Consider the following 20,791-nt stretch of genomic DNA (forward strand, 5'->3'; position numbering starts at 1 on the left):
GTGTCAGCCAATAAAAAGCACTTCAATTTGCGGCCAACTTCAGGTAAAAAGAGCTATCACGTCATGCCCGCCCGCCGGGCATGACGCTTTTTGTTTCTGGCCCGCTGCCGCATGCCTTTTGCTGCCGCGGGCCTCACGTTTTCACGAGAGGAGACCCCGTGTCCCACGGCGATACCCCATCCGATGTATTCCACCTGGGCCTGACCCGCGCCCAGCTCGAGGGCGCTACCTTGGCCATCATTCCGGGCGACCCGGCACGCGTTGAACGCATTGCCCGCAAGCTCGACAACCCGCGCCACCTGTCTACCCAGCGCGAATTCACCACCTGGCTGGCCGAAATCGACGGCAAGCCTGTCGTGGTGTGTTCCACCGGTATCGGCGGCCCGTCCACCTCGATCGCGGTGGAAGAGCTGGCGCAACTGGGCGTGCGCACCTTCCTGCGCGTGGGTACCACTGGTGCCATCCAGCCGCACATCAATGTCGGTGACGTGCTGGTGACCACCGGTGCCGTGCGCCTGGACGGTGCCAGCCAGCATTTTGCGCCGCTGGCCTACCCGGCGGTGGCCGACTTTGCCTGCACTACCGCGCTGGTGAACGCCGCGCGCGACGCTGGCCAGGCCGTGCACGTGGGCATTACCGCGTCGTCCGATACCTTCTACCCGGGCCAGGAGCGCTACGACACCTACAGCGGCCGCGTGGTGCAGCACTTTGTCGGCAGCATGAAAGAATGGCAGGCGATGGGTGTGATGAACTACGAGATGGAATCGGCCACCTTGCTGACCATGTGCGCCACCATGGGCTTGCGCGCCGGTATGGTGGCGGGGGTGCTGGTGAACCGTACGCAGCAGGAAATCCCCGACACCACGCAGATCAAGGCCTCGGAAACCACGGCAGTGGATATCGTCATCGCTGCTGCCCGTCAGCTGGTCTGAGCCAGGCTATGCGGCCAACCCTGGTCGCTGGCGCAAAAAAGCCCTGCCTTGAAAAGGCAGGGCTTTTTTGTGGCTAACAGGTTGCCATCAGCCGGCTTGGCGGCGACGGTTCACTTCGGCCACCAAGGGTTGCAGCCCGGCGGGTACCACGTGGTCCAGCCGCCAGTAGACGCGGCAGTCGGGCGTGCGTGCCAGCAGGCCGTGGTTGACCAGCTCGCGGCGCAGCAGTACGTGGTCGCCAAAGGTTTGCGCCTGGCGCAGGGCGTCGTTGATGACCGCCTCGCCATGCTGGCCGCGCCCGGGCAACTGCGGCCAGATCGCCCACAGGCATTGCTGCTGTTCGCTGTACTTTTTCGGCCAGCGTTGCAGGCGGCCTTGCGCGTCAAAGTGGCGCAGCAGGCGCTGGGTAAGCGCATCGTGCTGCCGCACCGTTGGCCGTGGGCTGTCGGGTGCCACGGCAGCCGGTGCGGCGGCCAGCCAGTGCTGGAAGTTGTGGTAGCCGCTGGCGCGCGCCAGCATGTTCAGCAGCTGCAGGTGGCCGGGTGTGCCGTCGCTGGCGGCCCATTGCTGTTTGAGCGAGCGCGCGAGGGCGGAAATGTCGGGGCTGTAAAAGGGATGAAGCGTACGAGACATGGTCGAATCCTGTCTGCGTGCCAAAGTCGGAGGACTGCCGCTGGTCGCCGTTGCGGCCTGGCACGGGTTCGAGCCAAGCAGGAAGGTAAGACAGCAGGTTTAGCGTGGTAACGGTACCGGCGACGCCTGGGTGAACTGCAGACCCGGCGGGCATGATAGCGCTGGCCGCGCCGGCCGACAAGCCGCCCTAGCGCGGCAGCAGGCGCAGCAGCCGGCCTTGCGGCGCGTCGGTCAGCACATAGAGCAGGCCGTCCGGGCCCTGGCGCACATCGCGCACGCGCTGCCCGTCGCTGACGGCCAGCTTTTCTTCGGCGATCACGCGTTGCCCTTGCAGCGTCAGTCGCGCCAGGTAGCCGAATTTCAGCGAGCCGGTAAACAGGCTGCCCTGCCAAGCCTTGCCGTAACGGTCGCTGCTCAGCCGCACCAGGCCCGAAGGGGCGATCGACGGTGTCCAGTAGTGCAGTGGTTGCGCCATGCCCTGCTGCCGGGTAAGCCCGGCGCCGATCGGCCCGCCGCCGTATTGCTGGCCGTAAGTAATGACCGGCCAGCCCTGGTTGCTGCCGGCAGCGGGGCGGTTCAGCTCGTCGCCGCCTTGCGGGCCGTGTTCTACCAGCCACAGCTGGCCGTCTGGGCCGATGCTGGCGCCTTGCGGGTTGCGGTGGCCCAGGCTCCAGATGGCAGGCTGGGCATCCTTCCGGCCAACGTAGGGGTTGTCCGGCGGAATGCTGCCGTCCGGGCGCAGCCGCACCACCTTGCCCAGCGTGTTGTCCAGCCGCTGAGCGTCCTGCATGCGGCTGAAGCGTTCGCCCAGCGTCAGGAACAGCGTGCCGTCGCTTTGTTGTGCGATGCGGCAACCGAAGTGCAGGCGGCTGGCCACCGCCGGCTGCTGGCGGAAGATCACCGCCACGTCCTGCAGCTGCTGGCCGTCGGGGCTAAGCCGGGCGCGCGCCAGTGCCGTGCGGTTACCGCCGTCGGCGGCCTCGCTGTAGCAGAAGTACAGCTGGCGGTTGTCGGCAAAGCGGCGGTCGCTCACCACGTCCAGCAGGCCGCCTTGGCCGCCGGCATCCACCGCCGGCAAGCCGGCCACCCGTGCCAGGCTGCGACCATTGGCGTCCAGCAGCCACAGTTGGCCGCGCCGCTCGCTCACCAGCATGCGACCCTGATCGATAAAGGCCAGCGCCCACGGGTGGTGCAGCTTGTCGTTCAGCACCTCGCTGCGCAAGGTGGCGGGCTCGGCGTGGGCAAGCAGTGGCAAGGCAAGCAAGGGCAGGGCGAGGCGATGCATGGTGGGCTCCGGGCGCTAAAACGGCTAAGACGCAGGTATTACACAAAAGTGCCGGCTAGCCATCATTTGCCGATAGCGGGCTGTGTGCAGCATGACGATGATGACTCTTGGGGTATGTATGCTTGATTTTATGGAATTATGACTGAATTTTTAATCATATCGCGGCAGCGGAACCCGCGTGCCAAAGTCATGCTCTACATGGCCAGAGGCTTGCCTGTGTGAAAACGCAGTAGCGGGTTTCAGTGTCCGGCCTTCTGGCCATTTACAGGGAGAGTGATGCACATGAACGAAGTCGCGAGTGTCGGCACCCCGCTGTTATATGCCGGCTTTACCTTGCTGGTGGTGCTCTTGCTGGCTGCCGATTTTCTGTTGCTGCGTACCCAGGGCAACCACAAGGTGACCGTGAAAGAGGCTGCCTGGTGGTCGGTAGTATGGTTTGCTGCGGCGGCAACGTTTGGCGCCTGGTTCTGGTGGTACCTCAATGGTCAGTTTGGCAGCGCCGTGGCCAACCAGAAAACGCTGGAATACGCTACCGGCTATCTGATCGAAAAAGGTCTGGCCATCGAAAACGTGTTCGTGTGGATTACCATCTTCACCTACTTCGCCATCCCGCCAGAGTTTCAGAAGCGGGTGTTGCTGTGGGGGGTAGTGGGGGCCATTCTGATGCGGGCGGTGCTGATTTACCTGGGCGCCGTACTGATCCAGCAGTTTGACTGGATCTTCTACGTGTTCGGCCTGTTCCTGGTGGTAACCGGTATCAAGATGTTCATGTTCACCGGCAAGCAAAGCGACCTGGGCAGCAACCCGCTACTGCGTTGGCTGCGTCAGCGCGTACCGCTGACCGATACCCTGCATGGCGAGCGTTTTGTGGTGCTGGAGCGCGGGGTGAAGATGTTTACGCCGCTGTTTGTGGTGCTGGTGCTGGTGGAGGTAAGCGACCTGATCTTTGCCATTGACAGCATTCCGGCCATTTTTGCCGTCACCAAGGACCCGTTCATCGTCTTTACCGCCAACACCTTCGCCATCCTGGGCTTGCGGGCGATGTACTTCCTGCTGGCCGACATCTCCGACCGCTTCCATCTGCTGGGCTACGGTCTGGCCGTCATCGTGACCCTGGTGGGCGTGAAGATGCTGCTGATGGATGTGTACAAGGTACCCATCCTGTGGATGTTGGGCACGGTTGCCGTCATCCTGACGGTATCCATCGTGGCTAGTCTGCTGTCGCCGCGTCCGCAAGGCGAGGCAAACAAAGGTGGCACTTAAGGCTTCACCGTACTTGCGGCGTGATCACGCCACCTGAACAAGCAACCCGGTTTGCGCTGCAAGCCGGGTTTTTTTTCAAGGTTGGCCGCAGCGGTGCTGCTTGGCGTAACTGGCGCGGGCGATTTGCTGGATTTCGCACGACACCTGCACATCCAGCGCCGGGTCGTCGGGGCAATGCTGCAATAGTGCAGCCAGTACCTGCTGCGCCAGCGCCTGCTGTACCGCTTCGCTGCGGCCTTCCAGAATGGCCAGCCGGGCGTGGATAAAGGCACGCTTAGGATTGCTGGCGGTGCCGACCTGATGGCAGCTCACCGCGTAGGCGCGGCTCTTGATGTCGATCTCGCTGAACTGACCGCTGGCGTCCAGCGCACGGTTGGCTTGCAGCAGCGCGGCGGCGGCGTCGAAGGTGGAGAGGTTATCGCTGTATTCAAGGTAAAGATGGGGCATCTCTGGTATCCGAGGTGGGGAAGGCGTTCAGGGTGTCGGGCTGGATGGCACGCGCAGCAGGGTTTCGGTTTCATCCCGTTCGGAGACATAGACCATTTGCTTGTCGTCGATACTCACCAACTTGTCACGGTAAACCTTGCCTACAGGCATAACCGGTGGGGTCATGGCGGTGAAGGTGGTCACCAGATAGCCGTTCTCCAGTCGCCATTTGCCTTGAATGCGAAGCGCGACGCGGCGGTGTTGATAGGTGGCAACCATCTTGCTGTCGAACGAACCATCCGCTGCATACACGACGGTGCCCTGCATGTTGCCATCCGGGCTGGCATCTTCAAACAGCCATTTGCCGATGACTAACTCCGTTTGCTGCCTATCCTGTTGGCTGGCCGCAGGGGTGTCATCCGCCAGACATGCCGCAGGGAAGGCGCCCAGTGTCAGTCCAAGCAAGAACGCACTGGCAAACAGCGCCTTTTTCATCGGTTTATCCTCTTTGACTATGCCGTGATGCGGGGTTGCGAGTTTAGCAGAGCTGTTTTCGGCTTTGGGCTGCGATTTTTGCCTATCCGTGCGACAATCGCGCCAGTTTTTGCGGGCAGCCACGGCTGCCCGCCGTCGTTTGTTACCGAGAGCCTGCCATGTCCCAGAATGCCAGTGTGCGCGTGTTGTCGCTGATCCCGCCGATGACGCAGCTGAATACGCCTTACCCGTCCACCGCCTATATCACCGGCTTCTTGCGCTCGCGCGGGGTAACGGCGGCGCAGGAAGACCTGGCGCTGGCGCTGGTATTGCAGCTGTTTTCTGCCGACGGGCTGCAGGCTATCCGGCAGCGTATCGACGCCATCGCGCCGAAGAAGCGCAGCGCGCAGGTACGTTTCTTTGTGGACAACTTCGAGCAGTACCTGGCCACCATCGACCGTGTTATTGCCTTCCTGCAAGGGCGCGACAGCACGCTGGCGCACCGCATCTGCAGCCGTGGCCTGCTGCCGGAAGGCGCGCGCTTTGCCGCGCTGGACAACTACGTGGACCCGGAAGACCCGTACGGCGGCGACCCGCTGGCGTGGGCGTTCGGTGCGCTGGGCAGCTACGACCGCGCCCGCCACCTGGCCACGCTGTACCTGAACGACCTGGCCGACGTGGTACGCGACGCGGTGGATGGCCGCTTCGAGTTCGTGCGCTACGCCGAGTCGCTGGCGATGAGCCAGCCCACCTTCGACCCGCTGGCGCAGGCGCTGGCGGCGCCGCCGACGCTGGTGGACGACACGCTGGCCACGCTGGCGGTTGCAGCGGTAGAACGCCACCAGCCCGACCTGGTGCTGCTGTCGGTGCCGTTTCCCGGCTCGGTGTACGCGGCGTTCCGCATTGCGCAAACCATCAAGGCACGTTGGCCGCACATCCGCACCGCGCTGGGCGGCGGCTTCGTCAACACCGAACTGCGCGAGCTGAAAGAGCGGCGCGTGTTCGATTATTTCGACTTTGTCACGCTGGACGACGGCGAAAAGCCCTTGCTGGCGCTGATCGAGCACCTGCAGGGCCAGCGCGGCGTCAGCCGCCTGGTGCGTACCTACGTGCGCGACGGCGACGCGGTGCGCTACATCAACATGATGGAAGCCGACATCCCGTTCGAGGAGGTGGGCACCCCCACCTGGGACGGGCTGCCCATCCACCGCTACCTGTCGCTGCTGGACATGCTCAACCCGATGCACCGGCTGTGGAGCGACGGCCGCTGGAACAAACTGACGGTGGCGCACGGCTGTTACTGGAAGAAATGCAGCTTTTGCGACGTGACGCTGGACTACATCTCGCGCTACGAAACCGCCTCTGCCGAGACGCTGGTGGACCGCATCGAAGCCATCATTGCCGAAACCGGCCAGACCGGCTTCCATTTTGTGGACGAAGCGGCGCCGCCCAAGATGCTGCGCGCGCTGGCCGAGGAATTGCTGCGGCGCAAGGTGTCGATTTCGTGGTGGGGCAATATCCGCTTTGAAAAATCGTTTACGCCCGAGCTGTGCCAATTGCTGGCCGAATCGGGCTGTATCGCCATTTCCGGCGGGCTGGAGGTGGCGTCCGACCGCCTGCTGAAGCTGATGAAAAAAGGCGTGTCGGTAGAGCAGGTGGCACGCGTGACGCAGGGCTTTACCGAAGCCGGCATTCTGGTGCACGCCTACCTGATGTACGGCTTCCCCACCCAGACAGTGCAAGACACGGTGGACGCGCTGGAGTACGTACGCCAGCTGTTCGACAACGGCTGCATCCAGAGCGGCTTCTTCCACCGCTTTGCCTGTACCGTGCACTCGCCGGTGGGGCAGCATCCCGACGAGTACGGCGTCAAGCTGATCCCGCTGCCGGACGTGACGTTTGCCAAGAACGACGTCGGTTTCATCGACCCCACCGGTACCGACCACGACACGCTGGGCCGTGGCCTGAACAAGGCGCTGTACAACTACATGCACGGCATCGGCCTGGACGCCGACGTGCGCGAGTGGTTCGACATGCGCGTGCCGCGCAGCCGTGTGCCGCGCCATTTCATCAGCAAGGCGCTGAACCCGCAGCGCTAGGTTGCTGCAGCCTGGTGTGCTGGCGTTTGACAAGCTAATAGCCGCTCGCCGCACAGGCGGCTTTTGTCATGCGTTTTGTTTTATCGATACTGCGGCCAACCTCAGGTCAGGGTTGGCCGCATTTTCTTTTGCCAGCGCGGGGCGTGCTGGAGTAGGGTAGCGACCCCTGTTTGACGTTTTTGTGAAGAGACGATGCGCTACGCCGTTTACTACGCGCCCGCACCGCGCAGCGCCCTGTGGCGCGCCGGCAGCGAATGGCTGGGCTGGGACGCCGCCCGAGGTGTCACCCTGCTGCCGCCGGCACTGCCCGGTGGCCTGCTGGCCCGCCTGGCACCGTTGACGCGCCGCGCTGCACACTACGGCTGGCACGCCACGTTGAAGGCACCATTCCGGCTGGCGGATGGTGTGGATGAGGTGACACTGTTGCAACAGGTGGCCGCCTTGGCCGCCACCTGCACGCCCTTCTCGCTGCCCTTGCAGGTAGGCACGCTGCGCGACGCCACCGTGTTGCGCGTGGCGGGCGATACCGCGGCTATCGATGCGCTGGCCGAGCGCTGCGTGCGCCAGCTGTTGCCACTGGGGGCGCCGGCGCCGGATCGCCCTGGCCTTAGCCCGCGCGAAGCCGAGCTGCACGCTGCCTGGGGCTACCCCTACGTGCTGGACCAGTTCTGCTTTCACCTGACGTTGGCGCAGCGCAGCCGCGAACCGGCGCTGCAGGCGGCCATCGAGCGTGCTGCCATCACCCATTTCGACGGCGTGCTGCAGGCGGATGTGGCCGCGCTGTCGGTCTTCGTGGAAACCCGCCCCGACGAGCCGATGCGGCTGTTCGCCGAGTGCGGTTTCGATGGCAGCCTGACGCGCCATTTGCGCTGACGCAGCGCGAGCGGCGCCTAAAAGCCATGCGGCCAACCGGTAACAGGTTGGCCGCATGGCTTTTGTATTGGCCGTTTAGCCTGCTGGCTGTGGCGTCAGCTTTTGTTGCAGGCAGGCCGGGCACAGGCAGTCACTGCTAGTGCCGCTGGCGCTGGCCAGCGGTGGTAGGTCGGCGCACCAGCAACCGCCCTGGCTGCCGCCACTGCCACAGGCAAACGCGCTGCCGCACTGCGTACAGCGCAACTGGCGCACCGCTAACGGTTGGCGCAGGCTGGCGATACGGTCCAGCGCGGCCTGCTTTTGCGCATTACTGGCGCGCGACCAGCCGCTGATTTCGTCCAGCGTGCGCAGGCAGCCGGTGCAGTAGCGGCCGCTGGCATCCAGCTTGCATTGCTTGATGCAGGGTGAAGCGACCTCAGTCATCGCCGCCATCCGTCAGCGTAAAGCTGGCCAGCAGCAGCGTGGCGCTACCGTCGCAATGAAGCGTCAGCTCGGTGGCCGTGTCTTGCCAGCCGGCTTCCAGGCCATGCAGTGTCTGCTCGCCGCATTGCACCTGGCCGGCCGCGACAAACAGCAGGCTGCGCGCTGGCAGCGTCACGCGGTGGCTGCCGGCGTCCAGCACCAGCTGCTGACAGCGGTGGCTGGCCTGGCCACGCCGGCTCATCACGTTGAAGTCGCGCACTTTGCCGCCCAGGCGCAGGCCGGATAGCGACAAGGCACCGTCGAACGCCATGGGTGGCTGGCCGGCCAGCAGGGTGCCGAACAGCTGCGCGCCGTTCATCAGCGCCAGGCCGTCGCCATCCAGGATGGCCAGGCTGCGGTCGATGCCGGGGAAGTGCGAGAACGGGCCGTCGCTGTCTACTTCGGCCACGCTGATACGGTAGATAAAGTTGTCCAGGCTGGCCCCGGGTGGGAAGGCCAGCAGCTGGCGGGTACTGCCGCCGCCGTTTTTCCAGGTACTGGGCGGGCAGTCCAGTAGTCGAATGATGTACATGATTATTGTTTGATGTCTCTGTGCCGAGGCGCGATGGTAGCATGGCTGTTTCAATAAGGAGGAGCCTGTATGACTGACATCACCTTGCGTGTCGCCGCCAGCGACGAGGCTGCCGTTCTGGCCCGCCTGCACACCGCCAGCTGGCAGCATGCCTACGCCGGCCAGCTGCCGGCGGCGTTCCTGCGCGACGAGCTGGACGGTTTCATGGCCGCCAAATGGGCGGCGCGCTTGGCCGAGCCCGCCGGCAGCTACCGTATTGCCATTGCCTGCGTCGATGACGAGCCGGCCGGCTTTGTCTGTCTGTGGCCGGCGGCCGAGCCGGACAAGGGGGTTTACCTGGACAATCTGCACGTATTGCCGGCGTTTCAGGGCTTCGGGCTGGGCCGGCGCCTGATGGCGTGGGCCGCTGCCGAAGCGCAGCAAGGTTGGCCGCAACAGCCGCTGTTTTTGTACGTGCTGGCCGCCAACGGGCAGGCGCGGGCGGTGTATCGCCGCATGGGCGGATTTGAAACGATCCATCAGGATGTGGCGATGCCGGGCAATGTCACGCTGCCGGCCATGCAGGTAACGTGGCAGGATGTGCCCGCCTTGCGCCGATTGCTGCAACGCGACGCCTGACGCGTCAACCGGCTTGTCGCAGCGCGATGGCGGGGTGCGTGGTAGACTTGCGGCATTGCTTTTTCATCTGCGTGCCAGCCCGTGCGGCCAAGCCGTGGCGCGGGCGGCATGTTTTGCAATCTCATGGAGCCCTGCATGTCCTCTTCGATTTTTGCCGCCGTGGAAATGGCACCGCGTGACCCGATCCTGGGTCTGAACGAAGCATTCAACGCCGACACCCGACCGAACAAGGTCAACCTGGGGGTCGGCGTTTATTACGACGACAACGGCAAAATCCCGCTGCTGGCCGCGGTGAAAGCCGCCGAAAAAGCCCGTCTGGAAACCATGCCGCCGCGCGGCTACCAGCCGATCGAAGGCCCGGCTGCCTACACCCAGGCGGTACAAAACCTGCTGTTCGGTGCCGGTAGCGAGCTGGCCACCTCCGGCCAGGTAGTGACCGCCGAAGCGCTGGGTGGTACCGGCGCACTGAAGATCGGTGCCGACTTCCTGAAACGCCTGAACCCGAACGCCAAGGTGTACATCAGCGACCCTTCGTGGGAAAACCACCGTGCGCTGTTTGAATCCGCCGGTTTCGTGGTGGAAAACTACCCGTACTACGACGCAGAAACCCGTGGCGTGAACTTTGCCGCCATGAAGGCCTTCCTGCTGGGCCTGGACGCCGGCTCCATCATCGTGCTGCACGCTTGCTGCCACAACCCGACCGGCGCCGACATGAGCGACGCGCAGTGGGCGGAAGTGGTAGAAGCCTGCCGTGAAAAAGGCCTGGTGCCGTTCCTGGACATGGCTTACCAAGGCTTTGCCGACGGTATCGAAGCCGATGCGGTTGCCGTGCGCCTGTTCTCGGCTTCCGGCCTGCAGTTCTTTGTATCCAGCTCCTTCTCCAAGAGCTTCTCGCTGTACGGCGAACGCGTGGGCGCACTGTCCATCGTGACTGCCAGCAAGGAAGAAGCCGGCCGCGTGCTGTCGCAGCTGAAGCGCGTGATCCGCACCAACTACTCCAACCCGCCGATCCACGGTGGCGCCGTAGTAGCCGCCGTACTGTCCAGCCCGGAACTGCGCCAGCAGTGGGAAGACGAGCTGGCCGGCATGCGCGACCGCATCCGCGCCATGCGCAGCGCGCTGGTGGAAGCCATTCAGGCCCAGGGCGTCGCCCAGGACTTCAGCTTCGTGATCAAGCAACGCGGCATGTTCAGCTACACCGGCCTGACCGCTGCCCAGGTAGAGCGCCTGAAAGAAGAGTTCGGCATCTACGCCGTGTCCACCGGCCGTATTTGCCTGGCCGCGCTGAACAGCAAGAACATCGGCTACGTGGCCGAAGCGATTGCCAAAGTGGTGAAAGCCTAAGCACGCTCACCGGCCGGCCTGCGCCGGCCGCCAAACCAACCCGCCATCCGGCGGGTTTTTTCATGCCTGCCGGGTTAGCCAGGCGGCCAGTAGCCAGCCTGCCAGGCTGCACGCCAGCAAGGCGGGTGCGGCACCGGCATGCCCGGCCAGCCAGCCGGCCAGCAAACTGGTGCCGGCTGCCACCAGTACCTGGGCCCGGTAACTGCGCGCGCTGGCCGCCGCGGCATGTTGCGCGTCAAACGCCAGCAGTAGCCCGTGCCAGCCCAGGCTGAACACCACGTTGGATAGCAGGTGGGCGAGGAAGACCAGTGCCCAGGCCAGTGCCGGCCACGGTTGCCACGCCACGGCCAGATAGCAGGTGCTGAAGCCGGCCAGGCACGCCAGCATCAAGGCCCGGTTGGGGTGACCCAGCCGGTGCTGCGGCACCAGTAGCGGCCCGCACAGCTGCCCCAGGCTGCGGGCCAGCAGCAGTGGCAGCAGTGACGTGGCATGCGCCGCCGGTAGCAGTGCGGGAAGCAAGGCCATGGCCGGTGCGCCGACTGCGCCGAGCGCGGGCAAGATGGCCAGCGCGCGCCGTTGCCGGGCCGGTAGCGTGCGCGGCAGCGGCTGTACCGGCGGCTGGCGCTTGCCGGCGGCCAACGCTGGCAGCGTCAGTAGCAACCCTATCGCGCCGATAAAGCTGGCCGCATCCAGTAGCAGCAATGGCGCGCTACCCAGCCTCGGCTGCAACAGCACGCCCAGCGCCACGCCCAGCAGTACGTGGCAGCTAAAGGCCAGCGTGTCCAGCAGTGCGGCGGCCGGCAGCTCTGCTGTGCTGAGCCTGGCTTTGCCGTAGTGCGCCAGCGCCGGCAGCGCCATGCCACCACCCAGCGCGGTGCAGGCGGTGCCCAGTTGCAGCCACAGGGTGCCGGGCTGGGTCAGCGCATGCCACAGCAAGCCCAGGCCTGCCAGGCCGGCCAGCTCGCCCAGGATCAGGACGTGGCGGCAGTCGCCGCGGCGCAAGGCGTGCTCGCCGAGCAGGCTGCCCAGCCAGCCCGGGGCACTGGACAGCACAAACCCCAGCGCCAGCGAGGCGGGGGGCGCCTGGCGTTGCAGTAATTCAGCATAAAGGACGATGTGGCTGAGGCCGTTGCCGGCCGAACTCAGCAGCAGGGCGGCGCACAAACGGCGCAGCCAGGCGTGTGCGCACAAGGCGCGCCAGAACAGAGGGAACATGATGGCTTCCTGATGAATAATCCGCGCCCCGTAGGGGGCAAAGTAGGCAAAGCGGAATCAGGCAGTCATCACATGGGTAGACAGGGGGCGTTAAAAGGATCAGCCCGCATGCTGCGGGCTGATCAGGGGGCTGTCAAGGTGTGGCCAAGGGGCCGGGCTCAGTCGTCGTGATCGCGGTAGTGGCCGGGGCCGCGATGCTTGTGGCCGTGCTTTTTGTGGCCCCAGGCTTTGCCGTGCGGCGGCTGGTATTCGGTTCTGCGGTATTCCGGGCGGCCTTGCTGCTGTACCACCACGGTTTGCGGTTTGTTCTTGGCGGCGATGACAGCACCGGTAGCGCCGCCGATGGCGCCACCAATGATGGCGCCGTTCTTGCCGCCGACGCTCTGGCCGATGGCGGCACCGGCTGCACCGGTAGCGGCGCCGACGATGACACTGTGCAGGTCGTCGGCGTGTGCCTGGAAGGCAAGGCTGCCCAGCGTCAGGGCAGCGATAGTCAGCGTATGGCGCATGGTGTTTTCCTTGTTACTTTATCGATACCGGCAGTGTAGGCAGGCGCCGGCAGTCAATCTGCCGTGCTTTGGTGTGGGCTGTGTGACGGTGTGTGACAGCAGGCGCTTGACGAAAACGGGCAGTTTGAAAAAAATTTCCGCGTGTTCATGACTTGCTTATTGCTCGTATGTCCGTGATCTCTGCCTGCACTGAGTGTGGCGCCTGTTGCGCCAGTTTTCGTGTTTCCTTCTACTGGGCCGAAGCGGAGGACGGTGGTGGCACCGTACCGGTGGCCATGACGGAGAAGGTGGACAGTTTTCATCGTTGCATGCGCGGCACCTGGTCTGCCGCGCCGCGTTGTGCCGCGCTGCAAGGCGAGGTTGGCCGCGAGGTGGCCTGCCGCATTTATGCGCAGCGCCCCAGTCTGTGCCGCGAGGTAGAGCAAGGGTCGGTGCAGTGTCAGCGCGCGCGGGCGCGGTACGGGTTGCCGGCGCTGGTGCCGGAGCCGGCCTGAAGCCAGAAAAACAAACGCCCGGCAATGCCGGGCGTTGTTGTTGCTGCTACGCGAGGCTCAGACTTTGTGCTGGCAGGGGGTGGTTTCCATGCTGGTCAGCAGTTCCATCACCTCGACCGACGCGCGTTCCATTTCTTTCAGCGCGCGGGTGGCGCGGTCGAAGTCGCCGCTGTAGAAGGCTTGCAGCGCCTGGCGGCCCTGCTCGTGCACGCGTTCGTGCGGCGCGTCCAGCTGGGTGTAGGCGTGGCTGCCACGGCATTCCTGATGGCCGCGGCCTTCAAAGTACCATTTGCCCAGCCGGCAGTTGCGGTGGCTGGATACCTGGTCCGGGTTCAGCGTGTGGTAGCCGATAAAGGCCTTGTAGATATCCAGCTTGAACACGATATGGTCCAGCTTCACCACTTCCATGAAGCTGGTGTTGGTGCCGGTGGCAATGGCGTTGGCCATCGCCTCGCTGTCGTCGACCAGTTTCTTGATGGCGGTGGCGATTTCGATGCCGGTATTGCGGTAACCCTCGGCCTGCTGCGCCGCTTCGCCTACTTGTTGCTTGGTATCGGAGGACGCGGTTTCCACGTCGGTTACCAGGCTGGCAATTTCATTGGTGGCCTGGCTGGTGCGTTCCGCCAGCTTGCGCACTTCGTCGGCCACCACGGCAAAGCCGCGGCCTTGCTCGCCGGCGCGGGCTGCTTCGATGGCCGCATTCAGCGCCAGCAGGTTGGTCTGGTCGGCCACGTCCTTGATCAGCTGCACGAACTGGCGGATCTGGCTGGTCTTGCCGTTGAGGGTATCCATCTGGCGCGCGGTTTGCTGCTGGGCGTCGGCAATGCGGGTAAAGCTGTCGGCCAGCGTGTCCACCGCGTTGCGGGTGTGGTGCAGGCTGGACACGGCGTCGGTGGCCAGCGCGAATTTGCTTTCCATCATTTCTGCCAGCGCCGCAAACGAGGCGCGAATGCTGGCGGTGCTGTCACAGAACTCGCCGAACGGTTCGCGGTATACCGCCCGCTTGGTGTTGTTGGCTTGTTCTTCCGATTGCTGTTGCTGGCACTGGGCCAGTTGCTGGCGACTGTGTTCCAGATCGCCGGCCAGGCGGGCATTTTCCTTTTCCAGTGCGTCCAGGCGTGCCTGCAGCGCGTCGATTTTCTTGCGGTTACCGAACATGTCTACTCCAGAGGAACAACTTGTTGTGGGGGTTCTATAAGGAGAATACCTTCAGATGCCTTCCATGTATTGCATTCTGCCGTCTGCGCTTGTGTTTGATCAGGCAATTGCCAATGGCATGCGTTCGGTTTTCCGGATGCTGTGCGCGGCGGCGTACGATAAACCGGCGTATGAATTGGCTGGTTCTTTCTTAAGTGGCTGTTTTTAAAGGGTAGAGATTGGCGCGAAAAGCTGGCACGCATCCTGCAATATAACCGGCAAGTCGATACCCGTAGTCGACCGACAAAAACACCACGGGATAGAGCAAAACCAAATATCCGGCAACGACCGGACGTCGTCGGGCCGCCCTGCAGCGGTGACAGTTGCAGGGCGGTTCACGGCACCCACCTCCCTTATCGATACCGCGTAATCTGGCCGTCTGCTGCCGGGTGTGATAGAACCGTTGGATCTGTGCACATGCTCCGGCTCATTATCGACATGATTACCTCCAGGATACGCAAGCCACTGGTCTGGATCAGCGTCCTGCTGCTTGTGGTGCTGCTGTTCAGCCTGATGACCTACCGTATCTCTTTCCGTGCCGGTATCGAGGCGCTGCGCGAAAGTGGCAATCGCCAGCTGGAGCTGCACGCGCGTGGCGTGGAAAGCGAAATCGAACGCTATATCTGGCTGCCGCGGCTGCTGGGGCTGCATACGCCGACGCGGCAGTTGCTGCTGCAGGACAACCCCGGCATCCGTACCGAGACCGACCACTTTGCCGAGCTGCGGCGCGAAGTCAACGAGTACCTGGACGGCATGAGCACGCGCAGCGGCACGTTGGCGCTGTTCGTGCTGGATAACAGTGGCCGCGTGCTGGCGGCCAGCAACTGGCGCCGCAACGACAGCTCGGTAGGCGAAGACATGTCGCAGCGGCCGTACTTTGTAGAAGCGATGAACGGTGGCCAGGGCCAGTTCTATGGCCTGGACAGCCTGTCCGGCGAGCCGGGCTACTATCTGTCCAGCCCCTTGCGCATCGGTGACCGCATCATCGGCGTGGCGGTGGCCAAAGTGCGTCTTAGCCAGCTGGAGCAGGGCTGGCGCAAGGCCAACTCTAACGCGCTGGTGACCGATGAAAACGGCGTGGTGATCCTGTCCACCGACCCCGACTGGTACCTGCGCGCGCTACACCCGATCAGCGCCGAGCGCCGCGAGCAGCTGGCGCGCAGCCTGCAGTACCACTGGTCGCCGCTGCCGGTGTTGAACCTGGCCGAGCGCGTCACGTTGTCGCCCGGCGTCGAGCAGTGGGGGGTAGGCGATGCGGCCAACCCGCTACGCATCCATCGCTATCTGGTGCAATCGCGTACGTTGAACGACACCCGCTGGCAGTTGACCATGCTCAGCCCGCTCAATGATGTACGCAGCGCGGCGCTGACCCACGCCATGCTGTCGGCCGCCGTGGTGGCGTTTTTGACCTTGCTGATCATCGCTATGAACGAACGGCGCAAGGCGCTGGCCACCAAGTTGGCCGCACGCGAGGCGCTGGAGGCGGCCAACAGCGAACTGGAGCGTCGGATTACCGAACGCACTGCCGACCTGAAGGCCAGCAACGACCGGTTGCGCGCCGAAATCCGCGAACGCGAGCTGGCTGAAAAGAGCCTGCGCAAGACGCAGAACGAGTTGATCCAGGCCGGCAAGCTGGCTGTCATCGGCCAGATGTCCACCAGCATTGCCCATGAGCTGAACCAGCCGCTGGCGGCGCTACGTACGCTGTCCGGCAATACGGTGAAGTTTTTGCAGCGTGGCGCCCACGACGTGGCGGCGGCCAACCTGCACACCATCGGCGAACTGGTGGAGCGCATGGGCAAGATCACCGCCTCGCTGCGCTCGTTTGCCCGCCGTTCCGAGCACGCCGGCGGCAAGGCCAGGTTGGCCGCCGCAGTCGACGCCGCGCTGTTCCTGCTGCACCCGCGCCTTAGCCGCGAGCCGGTGCAGGTCACGCAACAGCTGGACGACGTGGCGCTGGCCATCGACCAGACCCGGCTGGAGCAGATTCTGGTGAACCTGCTGGCCAACGCGATGGACGCGCTGCAAGGCCGCCCCGAGCCGCAGATCGTGCTCAGCGGCCGGCAGGATGGCCAGCATTACGCCATCGCCGTCAGCGACAACGGCAGCGGCCTGCCGCCGCACGTGATGGAACACCTGTTCGAACCGTTTTTCACCACCAAGCCCGCCGAGCGCGGCCTGGGCCTGGGCCTGACGCTGTCGGCCAGCCTGGCCGCCGCCGCTGACGGGTCGCTGCGTGCCGGCGCTTCGGCCAGCGGTGGTGCCGAATTCACCCTGACCTTGCCCCTGTACCAAGGGGAGGACGATCACCATGCATGACGATTTGACCGTATTGTTTGTCGAGGATGACCCGCACGTGCTGCTGGGCTGCCAGCAAGCCTTGTTGCTGGAAGATATTCCGGTAGTGGGCTGTGCCAGCGCCGAGCAGGCGCTGCAGAAAATCGAGGCCGGCATGGTGCCCGGCATTGTCATCAGCGATATCCGGCTGCCGGGCATGGACGGCCTGACACTGATGGACCGCCTGCTGCAGGTAGACCGCCAGCTGCCGGTGGTGCTGATTACCGGCCACGGCGACGTGGCGATGGCGGTGCAGGCGATGAAAGACGGCGCCTACGACTTTGTCGAAAAGCCGTTCTCGCCGGAAAAACTGGTCGACGTGGCGCGCCGCGCGTTGGCGCAGCGCCGCCTGACGCTGGAAGTGGCCAGCTTGCGCCGCCAGCTGGATGGTCGCCAGTCGCTGGAGCAGCGCATCATCGGCCGTTCCGACGGCATTCGCCGCCTGCGCGAGCTGCTGCTGAACGTGGCCGATACCTCGGCCAACGTGCTGATCCACGGCGAAACCGGTACCGGCAAGGAGCTGGTGGCCAGCTGCCTGCACGATTTCAGCCGCCGCAAAGACCACCAGTACGTGGCCATCAACTGTGGCGGCCTGCCGGAAAACCTGTTTGAAAGCGAGATCTTCGGCCACGAGGCCAATGCCTTTACCGGCGCCGGCAAGCGCCGCATCGGCAAGATCGAGCACGCACACAAGGGCACGCTGTTTCTGGACGAAGTGGAGTCGATGCCGATCAACCTGCAGATCAAGCTGCTGCGCGTGCTGCAGGAACACAAGCTGGAGCGGCTGGGCAGCAACCAGGCCATCCCGGTGGACTGCCGCCTGATCGCCGCCACCAAGGACGATCTGGACGAGCTGTCGCAGCAGGGCAAGTTCCGCTCCGACTTCTACTACCGCCTCAACGTGGTCACGCTGGAGCTGCCGCCGCTGCGCGAGCGGCGCGAGGACATCCCGCTGCTGTTTGACTGCTTCTTGCAGCAGGCGGCGCTGCGTTTTGACCGCGAGCCGCTGGAAGTGGACCGCAAGACGCAAAGCCAGCTGATGGCGCACGACTGGCCCGGCAATGTGCGCGAGCTGCGCAACGTGGCCGAGCGCTACGCACTGGGCTTGCCGGTGTTCAAGGGCGGGGCTGGCGAGAGCGTCAACCACAGCTTGTCGGAAGCCGTAGAAGCCTACGAGAAGAGCCTGATCGTGGAGGCGCTGCGCCGTCACGGTGGCAACATGACGCAGGCCAGCGCTGCGCTGGGTACGCCCAAGACCACGCTGTTCGACAAAGTGAAGAAATACGGCCTGCAGCAAGGCTAGATTGCGGTCTGCGGCCAACAGGCCGCACGCCAAGCCATGCCGTATTCATTATCAGCCAAAGCGCCGCCCAATATGGGCGGCGCTTTGGTTTCTATAAATCGGCCCTGCGTCACAATCTGCCATCGATTTTTGCTTACAGGGCAGGGCATGACCGTCTCGCAGCACATTCTTCGCACCCTGCTGGCCGTTTTGCTGCCGGTGGCGCTGGGCCTGGCCTGGCTGCTGTACAGCGGCTGGCAGGCGCAGCAAACCGGCATGCGCGAACAGCTGGACGCGCTGGCGCTACAGCAACAAACACTGCTCGACCGCCAGCTTGGCCAAGGGCGGCGTGTCGCCGAAGGCATGGCGGCGACGAGCTGGGCACCGCTGCTGGACCGCCATCGCTGCCCGGTGGCCGATATGCGGCAGTGGCTGCTGGGGGCTTACGGTTTCAATAATGCCGTGACGTTGACACGCGGTGGCCAGGTTATCTGTTCGGTATTGCCGGTAGACGCTGCCGCGCAGCAGCGCGTCTTGCAGTTGCCGCAGCTGGCTACGCTAACGGCGCAACGCAGCACCCGCGTCAGCGACCCGATGCTGGCGCCGATTTCGCGGCGTCGCGTCGTCGTGGTGTCCGCGCCACTATCGGGGGCTGCCCCGTTTTCCGGCGGGCAGGTAATCCTGTCGCTGGAGCTGGCAGCGCTGGCGCAGGCTACCCGCCCCGCCAGCCTGCCTGCCGGGCTGGGCTGGCAGGTGCTGGCCGAGGATGGCAGCCGCATCATGGGCAGTAGCGGCGCGCCGCACGGGCAAGACGATAGCTTGCTGGTGGTGCGCCAACTGCAACAAGCACCCTGGCAGGTACAGGTCTGGTTGCCGCATGCCTCTTTGACCCGACAGCTGTGGCAGCAGGGCATGCCGCTGATACTGGCCATGCTGGGTGCGGTGCTGCTGGCGCTGGTGGCCGGCTGGCTGTTTGCCCGCTACCAGCTGCGCAGCATTCGCGAACTGACCGATTTCGTGTTGCGGGTTGGCCGCGGCGAGGCCAGCTTGCGTATCCGCCCGCAAGGGCCGGACGAGCTGCAGCTGCTGGGCAAGGAAATCAACCGCATGCTGGACGCGGCCGACTACGCCGAGTCGCGTTACCGCTTGCTGTTTGCTGCGTCTACCGACGGCGTGCTGGTGGTGAACGCGCAGATGGACATCCTGGCCGTCAACGAGCAGGGCGCCAGCATGTTCGGTTACAGCGTGGACGAGCTGACCGGCTTGAATGTGGATGTGTTGATCCCCGAAGCCGTGCGCGCAGCGCACCGTCACGTGGCCAGCGCTTACGTGGCCATGCCGGTAGGGCGTGCGATGGGGCACCGGCCGACCTTGCGCGGTATCCGCCGTGACGGCGGCGAAGTGCTGGTGCAGATTACGCTCAGCCCGCTGCCGGCCGGCGGCGTGGCCGCCATCGTGCGCGACGTCAGCGAACGCCACCAGATGCAGGCGCGCATGCAGTGGCTGGCGCAGTACGACACGCTGACCCGCCTGCCCAACCGCGCCTTGCTGGTGGACCGCCTGGAGCAGGCATTGCGGCGGGCGCAGTTCAACCTGGCGCCGCTGGCGCTGATTCTGGTGGGGCTGGACCATTTCCGGCTGGTCAACGAGACCTGGGGCCACAGCCATGGTGACCGCGTGCTGGCGCAGTTCGGTCGTCACCTGGCCGACGGCCTGGGCGAAGGCTGGACGGTGGCGCGCGTCGGCGGCGACGAGTTTGCCGTGGTGGTGGAAGACGCCGCCGAGCCGCACCAGCTGCCGGGCGTGCTGGAAAAAATCCGCCAGGCGCTGTTGTCGCCGCTGGAAGGGCCCGGTGGTAGCCGCCAGGTGGTGGGCGGTTCGATGGGGGTGGCGCTGTTTCCCGACGACGCCGGCGATGCCGGTGAATTGCTGAAAGCTGCCGACGCGGCACTGGAGCAAGCCAAGCTACGCCAGCGCGGCGGGGTGCGCTTTTACAGCGAGCAGCATGCGCCGCGTTACCGTCAGGAGCTGGAGCTGGAGGCAGCGCTGCGTGAAGCCATCGCCGCCGACGCGCTGGTGCCGTACTTCCAGCCCATCGTCGATGCCGCAAGCGGCCAGCTGCTGTGTGTGGAAGCGCTGGTACGTTGGCCGCAGCAGGGCAGCATGGTGCCGCCGGCGGCGTTTCTGCCTGTGGCCGAGGCCGCCGGCCTGCTGCCGGGGGTGGAGCGCATCGTGCGCCGCAAGGCGCTGGCCGCCTTGCGCGGCTGGCACCAGCAGGGGCTGTGGCTGCAGCTATCGCTGAATGTATCGGCGGCGGAGTTCGACAGCCCGCAGTTTGCCGCCGAGTTGGCCGCGCTGGTTGAAGAGGCCGGCTTGCAGCCCGCGTGGCTGGTACTGGAAATCACCGAGGGCGCCGTACTGGGCAACCACGACGCCGCCCGCGAACGCATGCAACAGCTGCAGGCTGGCGGCTACTGCATCGCCATCGATGATTTCGGTACCGGTTATTCCAGTTTGTCCTATCTGCATGCCTACCCGTTCGACCGGCTAAAGCTGGACCGCTCCTTCGTGGCGCGGCTGACCAGCGACGAACGCGCACGCAAAGTGACGGCCGCCATCATCGCTATGGCGCACGAGCTTGGGCTGGCGGTGATTGCAGAAGGGGTGGAGGAGGCCGCGCAATTGGCCATGTTGCGCGACATGGGCTGCAGCCAGGTGCAGGGCTTTTTCTTGCATCGCCCGCTACCTGCCGACGAACTGGCCGCAGTGCTGCAGCAGCAGCGCCAGGTCGCCGATATGCATTGAACGGCGTGCCG

At 64.7% G+C, this 20,791-nt stretch carries 19 protein-coding genes; 10 read left to right on the forward strand and 9 right to left on the reverse strand.

The window, feature by feature from the left end:
* Positions 1-158: 158 nt before the first annotated feature.
* Positions 159-932: a uridine phosphorylase gene (gene udp, locus FLQ03_RS08760; RefSeq protein WP_144373545.1), complete on the forward strand. Its 774-nt coding sequence runs from the start codon at positions 159-161 to the stop codon at positions 930-932.
* Between the two features lie 87 nt (positions 933-1,019).
* Here the strand turns inward: udp and FLQ03_RS08765 are convergent, their stop codons facing one another.
* The gene (locus FLQ03_RS08765; protein WP_144373546.1) at positions 1,020-1,565 is read right to left on the reverse strand and encodes a DUF2087 domain-containing protein; all 546 of its coding nucleotides are present in this window, start codon (positions 1,563-1,565) and stop codon (positions 1,020-1,022) included.
* Between the two features lie 187 nt (positions 1,566-1,752).
* Entirely contained in the window at positions 1,753-2,850 is a 1,098-nt protein-coding gene (locus tag FLQ03_RS08770) for a PQQ-dependent sugar dehydrogenase (protein ID WP_144373547.1), read from the reverse strand.
* A gap of 282 nt (positions 2,851-3,132) precedes the next feature.
* On the opposite strand from FLQ03_RS08770, the gene FLQ03_RS08775 reads away from it, so the two are divergent.
* Entirely contained in the window at positions 3,133-4,113 is a 981-nt protein-coding gene (locus FLQ03_RS08775; protein ID WP_144373548.1) for a TerC family protein, read from the forward strand.
* Positions 4,114-4,188: 75 nt separating this feature from the next.
* Here FLQ03_RS08775 and FLQ03_RS08780 read toward each other — a convergent pair whose 3' ends face one another.
* Together FLQ03_RS08780 and FLQ03_RS08785 are read right to left on the reverse strand one after the other, a co-directional pair.
* Positions 4,189-4,560: a 5-carboxymethyl-2-hydroxymuconate Delta-isomerase gene (locus FLQ03_RS08780; RefSeq protein WP_144373549.1), complete on the reverse strand. Its 372-nt coding sequence runs from the start codon at positions 4,558-4,560 to the stop codon at positions 4,189-4,191.
* A gap of 27 nt (positions 4,561-4,587) precedes the next feature.
* A complete protein-coding gene (locus tag FLQ03_RS08785) occupies positions 4,588-5,157 on the reverse strand; it encodes a hypothetical protein (RefSeq protein ID WP_144373550.1) in 570 nt (189 codons plus the stop codon).
* Positions 5,158-5,192: 35 nt separating this feature from the next.
* On the opposite strand from FLQ03_RS08785, the gene FLQ03_RS08790 reads away from it, so the two are divergent.
* Both FLQ03_RS08790 and FLQ03_RS08795 read left to right on the forward strand, forming a co-directional pair.
* Entirely contained in the window at positions 5,193-7,112 is a 1,920-nt protein-coding gene (locus FLQ03_RS08790) for a B12-binding domain-containing radical SAM protein (protein ID WP_144373551.1), read from the forward strand.
* Between the two features lie 192 nt (positions 7,113-7,304).
* Positions 7,305-7,985: a DUF1045 domain-containing protein gene (locus tag FLQ03_RS08795; RefSeq protein ID WP_144373552.1), complete on the forward strand. Its 681-nt coding sequence runs from the start codon at positions 7,305-7,307 to the stop codon at positions 7,983-7,985.
* 75 nt (positions 7,986-8,060) lie between these two features.
* Here the strand turns inward: FLQ03_RS08795 and FLQ03_RS08800 are convergent, their stop codons facing one another.
* Together FLQ03_RS08800 and FLQ03_RS08805 are read right to left on the reverse strand one after the other, a co-directional pair.
* Positions 8,061-8,408, reverse strand: a complete 348-nt coding sequence (locus FLQ03_RS08800) for a DUF1289 domain-containing protein (RefSeq protein ID WP_240802235.1) — start codon at positions 8,406-8,408, stop codon at positions 8,061-8,063.
* Positions 8,401-8,979, reverse strand: a complete 579-nt coding sequence (locus tag FLQ03_RS08805; RefSeq protein WP_170252359.1) for a HutD/Ves family protein — start codon at positions 8,977-8,979, stop codon at positions 8,401-8,403. Before FLQ03_RS08805 ends, FLQ03_RS08800 begins: the two co-directional genes overlap by 8 nt.
* A 69-nt stretch (positions 8,980-9,048) precedes the next feature.
* Here FLQ03_RS08805 and FLQ03_RS08810 point away from each other — a divergent pair, with 69 nt between their 5' ends.
* Positions 9,049-9,597 (forward strand): GNAT family N-acetyltransferase, encoded by a 549-nt coding sequence (locus FLQ03_RS08810; protein ID WP_144373555.1) that lies wholly within the window; start codon positions 9,049-9,051, stop codon positions 9,595-9,597.
* A 135-nt stretch (positions 9,598-9,732) separates the two neighbouring features.
* Positions 9,733-10,941, forward strand: a complete 1,209-nt coding sequence (locus FLQ03_RS08815; protein ID WP_144373556.1) for an amino acid aminotransferase — start codon at positions 9,733-9,735, stop codon at positions 10,939-10,941.
* 60 nt (positions 10,942-11,001) lie between these two features.
* Here FLQ03_RS08815 and FLQ03_RS08820 read toward each other — a convergent pair whose 3' ends face one another.
* A complete protein-coding gene (locus FLQ03_RS08820) occupies positions 11,002-12,156 on the reverse strand; it encodes a hypothetical protein (protein ID WP_144373557.1) in 1,155 nt (384 codons plus the stop codon).
* 158 nt (positions 12,157-12,314) lie between these two features.
* The gene (locus FLQ03_RS08825) at positions 12,315-12,665 is read right to left on the reverse strand and encodes a hypothetical protein (protein WP_144373558.1); all 351 of its coding nucleotides are present in this window, start codon (positions 12,663-12,665) and stop codon (positions 12,315-12,317) included.
* A 167-nt stretch (positions 12,666-12,832) separates the two neighbouring features.
* On the opposite strand from FLQ03_RS08825, the gene FLQ03_RS08830 reads away from it, so the two are divergent.
* Positions 12,833-13,159, forward strand: a complete 327-nt coding sequence (locus tag FLQ03_RS08830; protein WP_144373559.1) for a YkgJ family cysteine cluster protein — start codon at positions 12,833-12,835, stop codon at positions 13,157-13,159.
* A gap of 57 nt (positions 13,160-13,216) precedes the next feature.
* Here the strand turns inward: FLQ03_RS08830 and FLQ03_RS19560 are convergent, their stop codons facing one another.
* A complete protein-coding gene (locus tag FLQ03_RS19560) occupies positions 13,217-14,317 on the reverse strand; it encodes a methyl-accepting chemotaxis protein (RefSeq protein WP_144373560.1) in 1,101 nt (366 codons plus the stop codon).
* Positions 14,318-14,773: 456 nt separating this feature from the next.
* Here FLQ03_RS19560 and FLQ03_RS08840 point away from each other — a divergent pair, with 456 nt between their 5' ends.
* The 3 genes from FLQ03_RS08840 to FLQ03_RS08850 all read left to right on the forward strand — a co-directional run bounded on the left by FLQ03_RS08840 (position 14,774) and on the right by FLQ03_RS08850 (position 20,780).
* Positions 14,774-16,675, forward strand: coding sequence for a sensor histidine kinase (locus tag FLQ03_RS08840; protein WP_240802236.1), 1,902 nt, complete (start codon positions 14,774-14,776; stop codon positions 16,673-16,675).
* On the forward strand, positions 16,668-17,996 hold the full coding sequence (gene aauR / locus FLQ03_RS08845; protein WP_144373561.1) for a two-component response regulator AauR: 1,329 nt from the start codon (positions 16,668-16,670) through the stop codon (positions 17,994-17,996). Before FLQ03_RS08840 ends, aauR begins: the two co-directional genes overlap by 8 nt.
* Positions 17,997-18,143: 147 nt before the next feature.
* The gene (locus FLQ03_RS08850; RefSeq protein WP_170252360.1) at positions 18,144-20,780 is read left to right on the forward strand and encodes an EAL domain-containing protein; all 2,637 of its coding nucleotides are present in this window, start codon (positions 18,144-18,146) and stop codon (positions 20,778-20,780) included.
* Positions 20,781-20,791 lie beyond the last annotated feature (11 nt).

The organism is Vogesella urethralis, assembly GCF_007644045.2.
GTDB lineage: Bacteria > Pseudomonadota > Gammaproteobacteria > Burkholderiales > Chromobacteriaceae > Vogesella > Vogesella urethralis.